We start from the raw sequence: 6,897 nt of genomic DNA, 5'->3' as shown, positions 1-6,897 counted from the left end.
CCCCCCGCCCTGCCGCTGCAGCCGGAACCGGCCACCCTGCACGCGGCCGGCGACGACCACTACCGACGCCCGCTGTGGCTGAGCGCCGGCGCCGCACGCGCCTGGCACGCGCTGCGCCATGCCGCCGCGCGCGATGGCGTGGTGCTGGAGCCGATCTCCGGCTATCGCAGCCACGCGTATCAGCTGGGCATCTTCGCGCGCAAGTTCGCCCGCGGGCAGAATCTCGAGCAGATCCTCGCGGTCAATGCCGCGCCGGGCTTCAGCGAGCACCACAGCGGGCACGCGCTGGACATCGGCACGCCCGGCGAGCCGCCGGCCGAGGAAAGTTTCGAGCGCACGCCGGCCTTCGCCTGGCTGCACGACCACGCCGGCGCCTTCGGCTACCGCATGAGCTATCCGCGCGACAACCCGCATGGCATCGTCTACGAACCCTGGCACTGGTGCTGGCAGGAGGCCGCTTGCGCATGACCCGTTCCGACACCCGCCGGCCGCGCGCCGGCACCGCCGCCTGGCGCGCCTTGACCCTGCTGGCCCTGGCCCTGCCCACCTGCGCCGCCGCGCAATGGCACGACCGGCAGGGCCAGGCGCTGCCGGACAGCGCCGAGCGCGGCCACGACAAGGCCTTCGCTGCCGCACTGCAGATCGCCGACGACGCCGACTTCAGCGCGTTCGCGCAGGAGTGGGGGCAGACCGAGGCCGCGCATGCGCCGAACCTGCGCACGATCGCGCGCGTGCAGCGCGGCCAGTTGCTGCGCGTGGCGCTGCTGTACGCCGGCTGCGCGCCCAGCCCCAACAACGGCGGCGCCTGCGATGCGCAGATGAGCCTGCGCGTGCTCGGCCCCGACGGCAGCACCACGCTGCAGGACCCGATGCGGCCCCTGGGCATGGGCGGCCCACCGGCCGCCGCCGGCCTGCTGGAACTGGCGCCGCTGTCGGTGCAACTGCGTTTCGAGGACAGCGACCCGCTCGGCACCTACACCGTGCAGGTCACGGTCAACGATCCCAGCCAGGACGCGTGGGTGCGATTGAAGGCGCAGGTGGACCTGGTCGGCGACCAGTAATAGCCGCGGCGTAGGAGCACTGCGGCCGACTCAGCCCTATCGAGATGCACCGGCACGCTTTGCAACAATGAAGTTTTTTGCGGCGCTGGCCGATAACGATGTCTCGCCCAACGCAAGGATGTCGCCTCGTGCCGGAAAACCCCTATGCCACGCCGCAAGCGCAGAGCGCACAAAGCGCACCACCTCTGGCGAAAGCACCCGATACCATCACACGCAAGATCGCGGTCGGTTGTATCGTTGCCTGGCTGAGCGCTGCGATCAGCCTCATCTTCGCGATCATGCAATTCGCGAATGGCAGCGTTGGCGGCGGCATCCTCTTCAGCATCGACGTCGTGCTGATCGGGGTGTGCGCCTACGGCCTGCATCGCCATAGCAGGATCGCCGCGCTTCTGCTGGTGGTTTACTGCATTCTGGCGCGACTGATCTTGCTGGCGTCCGGCAATCTCAATGGGATGGTGCTGGGCGTGATCATCCTGCTGGTCTACTTAGGTGCCGCGCGAGGCACCTTCCAGTACCACCGTTGGCTGCAGCAGGAGCGACGCTTCCCGTCATCGCAACGGCCAAGGGTCAGTGACGACCCGTTGTTCCGCACACGTCCACCTGAGTCCACGACCGCTGAAGCAGCCATCACGGACGTACCCGTGCCGCCAGCACACTGAAGCGACACATAGCGCCGCCGCCAGGCCCACGGGCGGCAGCGCGACGCCAGGATGCGTGCTAGCGCACACCCGACCGCCGCCATCAGTTGCCTGATCCGGACTGCGAGTTTAAGCCCGCCCTGAGTTCAGCGCCGCAGCGCGTCCACCGCCCACAGCAGCCAGCCCAGCATCAGCGTGGTGCCGCCGATCGGCGCCAGACGCGTCGGCCACTGCGCCAGCGCGTTGCCGGCCAGGCTGCCGGAGAACAGCACGGTGCCGAGCAGCAACAGGCACAGCGCCAGGCGCCCGAGCAGGCGCTCGCTGCGGCGTCCCAGCGCCGCCAGCGCCACGCCGTGGCCGAAGGCGTACAGCGCCGCGGTCTGCAGGTGCGATTGCGCCAGGGGCTCGGCCACCCCGTGCGAGGCATAGGCGGACAGGCCGATGGACACGGCCGCCAGCAGCGCGCCGGCACTGCACAGCCAGAACGGCCCGCGCGTACGGCGATCGAACGTCAGCATGAGGGTTTCCTCCGGGAGCGCGGCAGCGTTTGCCGGCCCCATAAACGGAACGCGCCGCAAGATGCGGCGCGTTCCGGTTCACTCGTCCACCAGGGCAGGACTTACTTGATCGCCCAGTAGATGTCGTAGGTGCCTTCCGGCGTGAACGACTTGTCCACTCCGCCCTTCCAGGCTTCGTACGGACGGTCGGTCACGTCGTAGCCGCTGGTCGCGGCCCAGGCGCGCAGCGCATTGCGCGCCGCATCCAGACCCGCCATGTGGCCGGTGTAGCTGGCGAAGGCGGAACGGTGCGCTTCGGTACGCAGGTAGGTGACGGGGGCGCCCTGCGGGATGGTCACCTTCAGCGGCTCGCCGGAGGCGGCAACCGGGGTGGCATCGACCGGCGCGGCGGCCACGTCGTCCTTCTTGTCGTCCTTCTTCTCATCCTTCTTGGCGTCGTCCTTCGGCGCGCCACCGGCACGCTTGCGGACCGGCTGGGCGACGTCGAACGCGTACTTGTCCGAGCCGAAGTCGGTGGTGACGATGCGCACCGGACCGGCCGCTTCCAGGCCGTTGGCGTCCATCACCCGCTTGATCCACTCCTGGTTGTCCTTGATGGACTTCTTGATGGAGTCGTTGTCGCGGTCGATGTTGCCGGCGTTGACCACCAGCAGGTCCTCGGCCGGGACGTCGACGACCTTCAGGTCCTTCAGCGGGGTGTCGTCGGAGCGGTAGTCCACGTTCGGCACGGTGGCCAGCACGTTGCTCAGGCGCGACAGACCCAGCTTGATGTCGTCGCCGACATGGCGGCTGACGTACAGGCCGGCGTAACGACCCAGCAGGTCCCAACCGTACTTGACGGTGTAGTCCTGGGTGATCTTCACGTTGCGGCCGTTCTTGCCGGTCGACTCGAGCTTGAAGGTGGTGGTCTTGTCCTTGCCCTTGGTCTCGTCCTCGATGGCGATGACCACGTCCTTGTTCTTCTCGGTCGAGGTGATGGTCCAGCTACCCTTGCCGATGTAGCCCTCCTTGGAGCTGTAGTCCAGGCGCGCGCCGACACCGGATTCCGGGCCGGAGAGCTTCAGCTCGATGCGCGGGTCGCGCAGCACCAGGGGGTTCCAGTCCTTGAACCGACGCAGGCTGTTGACCGTGTCATAGACGATGGTCATGCGCCGATTGGTCTCGACGCTTTCGGACATGTGACGCTCCGAGGGCAGCACCACGCCGACAATGACGAACAGGCCAGCCACGATCCCCAGGGCGATCAGGAACTCGATAATACGGGTCATTCAGGAGGTCTCCGGGGCCGATCCCACGGCCGGGTTGATGAAGCGAAGCGCCCATCCTAGCAGGCTTCGCTGTCCGTGGTCAGCACATCACGGAATGCCGCTTCGCCCCGCGCCGCAACGGCCTTGCGCGGTGCCGGCAACGCCGGTGCGCGCGGCGCTGGGGACGACCAGACCATTGTCCCGGCGACGGCGGCGGACAGGCCGACGCACTCAGGACCTGCCCGCATCGAATCGAGCAACGGCGGCACTCTCGGACAGCCGGAGGTGTCCGGGCCACGCCAAGCCGAGGCCAGACCACTTGCCTGCGCGCGACAGGCGCGACAACGCCATGCCGGCACGGTTTGCATGGCCTCCGGTGACACGGGACCCGGCCGGCGTGCGCGCGACCCGCCTCCGCCGGCCGTCATCCTGTCTCGTTCAGACCACCTGCGGCGCCTGGCGGGGGCATCCTGCTCGGTCAGACCAGTTGCAGCTCGAACGCCTTCAGCACCGCACGGGTCCGGTCGCGCACGCCGAGCTTGGAGAGAATGTTGGAGACGTGGTTCTTGATCGTGCCCTCGGCCACGCCCAGCGAGTTGGCGATCTCCTTGTTGGAGAAGCCGCTGGCCATCAGCCGCAGGATCTCGGTCTCGCGGTCGGTCAGCGGGTCGGGCCGGTCCAGGCTGACGAAGTCGTTGCGCATGTGCTCCAGGCCGGACAGCAAGCGCTGGGTCACCGCCGGCTGCACCAGCGAGCCGCCCGCGGCCACGGTGCGGATCGCGCCGACCAGTTGCTCCAGCGACACGTCCTTGAGCAGATAGCCCTTGGCCCCGGCCTTGAGCCCGGCCAGCACCAACTGGTCGTCGTCGAAGGTGGTCAGGATGATGGTCGGCGGCAGCGCGGCGGCGCGCGACAGCGTCTGCAGCGCCTCCAGCCCGGACATCGACGGCATGCGCATGTCCATCAGCACCACGTCGGGCAGCACCTGCGGGATCAGCTCCACCGCCTGGCGGCCGTCGCTGGCCTCGGCCACCACCTCGATGCCGCCGTCCAGCGCCAACAGCGAGCGGATGCCCTGCCGCACCAGGGTTTGATCGTCGACCAGACACACACGGATCATCACAACACTCCTTGGGGAACGGCGGGCGGCAGCAGGGTGGCGGCGCCGGGGACCGCGGCGCGCAGGCGGAAGCCGGCGCCCGGCGCGGCCACCACGTCCAGGCTGCCGCCGTACTGGCTCAGGCGCTCGCGCATGCCGCGCAGGCCGTTGCCGGGGGCCAGGGTCTCGCAACCGCGGCCGTCGTCGCGCGCCTGGATCACCACCTGCGGGCCGTCGCGGCGCACCTCGATCCACAGATTGTCGGCCTGGGCGTGACGCACCGCGTTGGTGATGATCTCCTGGGTGCAGCGCAGCAACACGTGCGCGCGCTCGGGATCCTCCACGGTCAGCGGCTCCTCCACCTGCAGATGGATCTGCAGCGACGGCACCCGCTCGGCCAGCGGCCGCAGCGCCGCCGCCAGGTCGATCGCGCCGCTGTCGCGCAACTGGCTCACCGCCTCGCGCACGTCGGTCAGCAGCAGCTTGGCCAGGGTATGCGCCTGCTGCACGTGCTCCTGCGCACGGCCCTCGGTGATATGGCCGGCCACTTCCAGGTTCAGGCTGAGCGCGGTCAGGTGGTGGCCGAGCAGGTCGTGCAGTTCGCGCGAGATCCGCGTGCGCTCGTTGACCCGGGCACTTTCGGCCAGCAGCGCGCGGGTGGCGCGCAACTCGGCGTTGAGCTGGCGCTGTTCCTCCCGCGCCTGGGTCTGCTGGCGCGCGACCAGGCTGGTGACGAAGATGAACATGGAGAAGCCGCCGTACAGCAGCGACTGCATCAGCGCCTCGAACGGCGGGAAGCCGATGGTCAGGTACACCGGCAGCACCGCCAGCTGGCTCAGCAGCAGCCAGGCCACGCCGGCGCGCACCGGCAGCAACCAGGGGATCACCCCGGCCGCGACCATCATCAGGATGCTGCCCAGCCCCGAGCGGTGCAGGTAGCCGACCGCCAGCGCGCAGATGGTCAGCAGCACCAGCATGCCGCGGTCGTACCAACGCACACCGTCGCCGCTGTGCAGGCGCCGGGTCAGCAGGAAATAGACCACGCCGAAGCCCAGGTAGCTGGTCAGCAGCAGCCACACCTCGCCGCTGGGCATCCGTCCCGATTCCTCGACCGGCTCCCAGTACAGGTACAGCAACGGCATGCAGATGACGGCCCAGGTGAACAGGCCGGCATAGCGCAGGACGCGGGTATGGCTGAGATATCCCAACATGCAGCCATCTTAGGATGAACGGCGCGCATTGCACTCCCACGGAAGTCATGCCGGCGCGGCTCGCCGCCCCGGGTCGCGCGTGCGATAATCCGCCCCTGCGGTCCGCACGGGGCCGCGCGCGCATCAGCAATGGAGTCTCAATGTCGATCGTCATCCGCGACGTGCGCGAGCACGAGCTCGATTCGGTCCTGGCCCTGAACAACAACGCCGGACTGGCGATCCTGCCGCTGGATTCGGCCAAGCTGCACCGCTTCTACGAAACCGCAGAGTACTTCCGCGTCGCCGAGCGCGACGGCAACCTGGCCGGCTTCCTGGTCGGCTTCGGCAGCGACAGCGACCACGACAGCAGCAACTTCGCCTGGTTCCGCGAGCGCTACCCGCAGTTTTTCTATATCGACCGCATCGTGGTGGCCAGCCGCCGCCGCGGCGGCGGCGTCGGCCGGGCGTTCTACGCCGACGTGCAGAGCTACGCCGAGTTGCGCTACCCGCAACTGGCGTGCGAGGTTTTCCTGGATCACGGCGCCGATGCGGCGCTGCTGTTCCATGGCAGCTTCGGTTTCCGCGAAGTGGGCCAGAACACGATGAACGAAGTGGAGGTGCGTGCGAGCATGCTGTTGAAGGATCTGTGCAGTTACGCCTGGGTGCGCGAAACCTACGGCGACACCCTGCCCGACCTGCCCTGGGCCGGCCACGCCCATCGTCTGCAGCGGGCGCAGCGCCCGACCGGGACCTGAGCGTGTCGTCGGTGAATCTGGATTTCGAGCAGGCCGGCGAACTGAAGATCGGCCAGGTCGGCATCGCCAACCTGCGCGTGCGCACGCTGGACGTGGCGCGGCTGAGCCAGGAGATGCGCGAGCGCGTGCAGCGCGCGCCCAAGCTGTTCGGCCGTGCCGCGGTGATCATCGATTTCGGCGGCCTGGCGCAGACCCCGGACGTGGCCACCGCGCAGGCGCTGCTGGACGGGCTGCGCGACGCCGGCGTGCTGCCGGTGGCGCTGGCCTACGGCACCCGCGAGATCGAGGAGCTGTCGGTGGCGCTGGGTCTGCCGCTGCTGGCCAAGTTCCGTGCGCAGTACGAGCGCTTCGATGGCGGCGCGCCCGCCGCCGCAGCGGCACCGGTCTCG

Annotated in this window: 8 protein-coding genes and 1 pseudogene; 5 read left to right on the top strand and 4 right to left on the bottom strand. The window is 69.0% G+C overall.

Going from position 1 to position 6,897, the window contains the following annotated elements; all coding sequences use genetic code 11:
• The 3 genes from D588_RS0113375 to D588_RS0113365 all read left to right on the top strand — a co-directional run.
• The coding region (locus D588_RS0113375; RefSeq protein WP_017916340.1) for a M15 family metallopeptidase at nucleotides 1-468 on the top strand (468 nt) is incomplete at its 5' end.
• Nucleotides 465-1,061, top strand: coding sequence for a hypothetical protein (locus D588_RS0113370; protein ID WP_017916339.1), 597 nt, complete (start codon nucleotides 465-467; stop codon nucleotides 1,059-1,061). The genes D588_RS0113375 and D588_RS0113370, both read left to right, overlap by 4 nt.
• 128 nt (nucleotides 1,062-1,189) lie before the next feature.
• Complete coding sequence (locus D588_RS0113365; RefSeq protein ID WP_153751124.1) at nucleotides 1,190-1,720, top strand: hypothetical protein; 531 nt, start codon at nucleotides 1,190-1,192, stop codon at nucleotides 1,718-1,720.
• Between the two features lie 125 nt (nucleotides 1,721-1,845).
• Here the strand turns inward: D588_RS0113365 and D588_RS0113360 are convergent, their stop codons facing one another.
• The 4 genes from D588_RS0113360 to D588_RS0113345 all read right to left on the bottom strand — a co-directional run bounded on the left by D588_RS0113360 (nucleotide 1,846) and on the right by D588_RS0113345 (nucleotide 5,774).
• Complete coding sequence (locus tag D588_RS0113360; RefSeq protein ID WP_017907695.1) at nucleotides 1,846-2,217, bottom strand: DUF423 domain-containing protein; 372 nt, start codon at nucleotides 2,215-2,217, stop codon at nucleotides 1,846-1,848.
• Between the two features lie 101 nt (nucleotides 2,218-2,318).
• Nucleotides 2,319-3,485 (bottom strand): polyketide cyclase, encoded by a 1,167-nt coding sequence (locus D588_RS0113355; protein WP_017907694.1) that lies wholly within the window; start codon nucleotides 3,483-3,485, stop codon nucleotides 2,319-2,321.
• A gap of 457 nt (nucleotides 3,486-3,942) precedes the next feature.
• Complete coding sequence (locus D588_RS0113350) at nucleotides 3,943-4,584, bottom strand: response regulator transcription factor (RefSeq protein WP_017907693.1); 642 nt, start codon at nucleotides 4,582-4,584, stop codon at nucleotides 3,943-3,945.
• Entirely contained in the window at nucleotides 4,584-5,774 is a 1,191-nt protein-coding gene (locus tag D588_RS0113345) for a sensor histidine kinase (RefSeq protein ID WP_017916337.1), read from the bottom strand. The genes D588_RS0113350 and D588_RS0113345 overlap by 1 nt, the downstream gene beginning before the upstream one ends.
• 140 nt (nucleotides 5,775-5,914) lie before the next feature.
• On the opposite strand from D588_RS0113345, the gene D588_RS0113340 reads away from it, so the two are divergent.
• Complete coding sequence (locus D588_RS0113340; RefSeq protein ID WP_010341204.1) at nucleotides 5,915-6,508, top strand: GNAT family N-acetyltransferase; 594 nt, start codon at nucleotides 5,915-5,917, stop codon at nucleotides 6,506-6,508.
• 2 nt (nucleotides 6,509-6,510) lie between these two features.
• Nucleotides 6,511-6,897: pseudogene (gene minC, locus D588_RS0113335) on the top strand (septum site-determining protein MinC); the annotation flags it as partial.

This window comes from Xanthomonas sp. SHU 308, assembly GCF_000364645.1.
In the GTDB taxonomy this organism is placed as follows: Bacteria; Pseudomonadota; Gammaproteobacteria; order Xanthomonadales; family Xanthomonadaceae; genus Xanthomonas_A; species Xanthomonas_A sontii.
Note: the sequence above shows the minus strand (reverse complement) of the source record. Positions and strands in the feature narration are given on the sequence as shown.

Bases quoted from the DNA above. Each gene is read 5' to 3' on its own strand.
- D588_RS0113345 (WP_017916337.1), bottom strand. From the start codon at position 5,774: ATGTTGGGATATCTCAGCCATACCCGCGTCCTGCGCTATGCCGGCCTG.
- D588_RS0113355 (WP_017907694.1), bottom strand. From the start codon at position 3,485: ATGACCCGTATTATCGAGTTCCTGATCGCCCTGGGGATCGTGGCTGGC.
- D588_RS0113340 (WP_010341204.1), top strand. From the start codon at position 5,915: ATGTCGATCGTCATCCGCGACGTGCGCGAGCACGAGCTCGATTCGGTC.
- D588_RS0113350 (WP_017907693.1), bottom strand. From the start codon at position 4,584: ATGATCCGTGTGTGTCTGGTCGACGATCAAACCCTGGTGCGGCAGGGC.
- D588_RS0113370 (WP_017916339.1), top strand. From the start codon at position 465: ATGACCCGTTCCGACACCCGCCGGCCGCGCGCCGGCACCGCCGCCTGG.
- D588_RS0113360 (WP_017907695.1), bottom strand. From the start codon at position 2,217: ATGCTGACGTTCGATCGCCGTACGCGCGGGCCGTTCTGGCTGTGCAGT.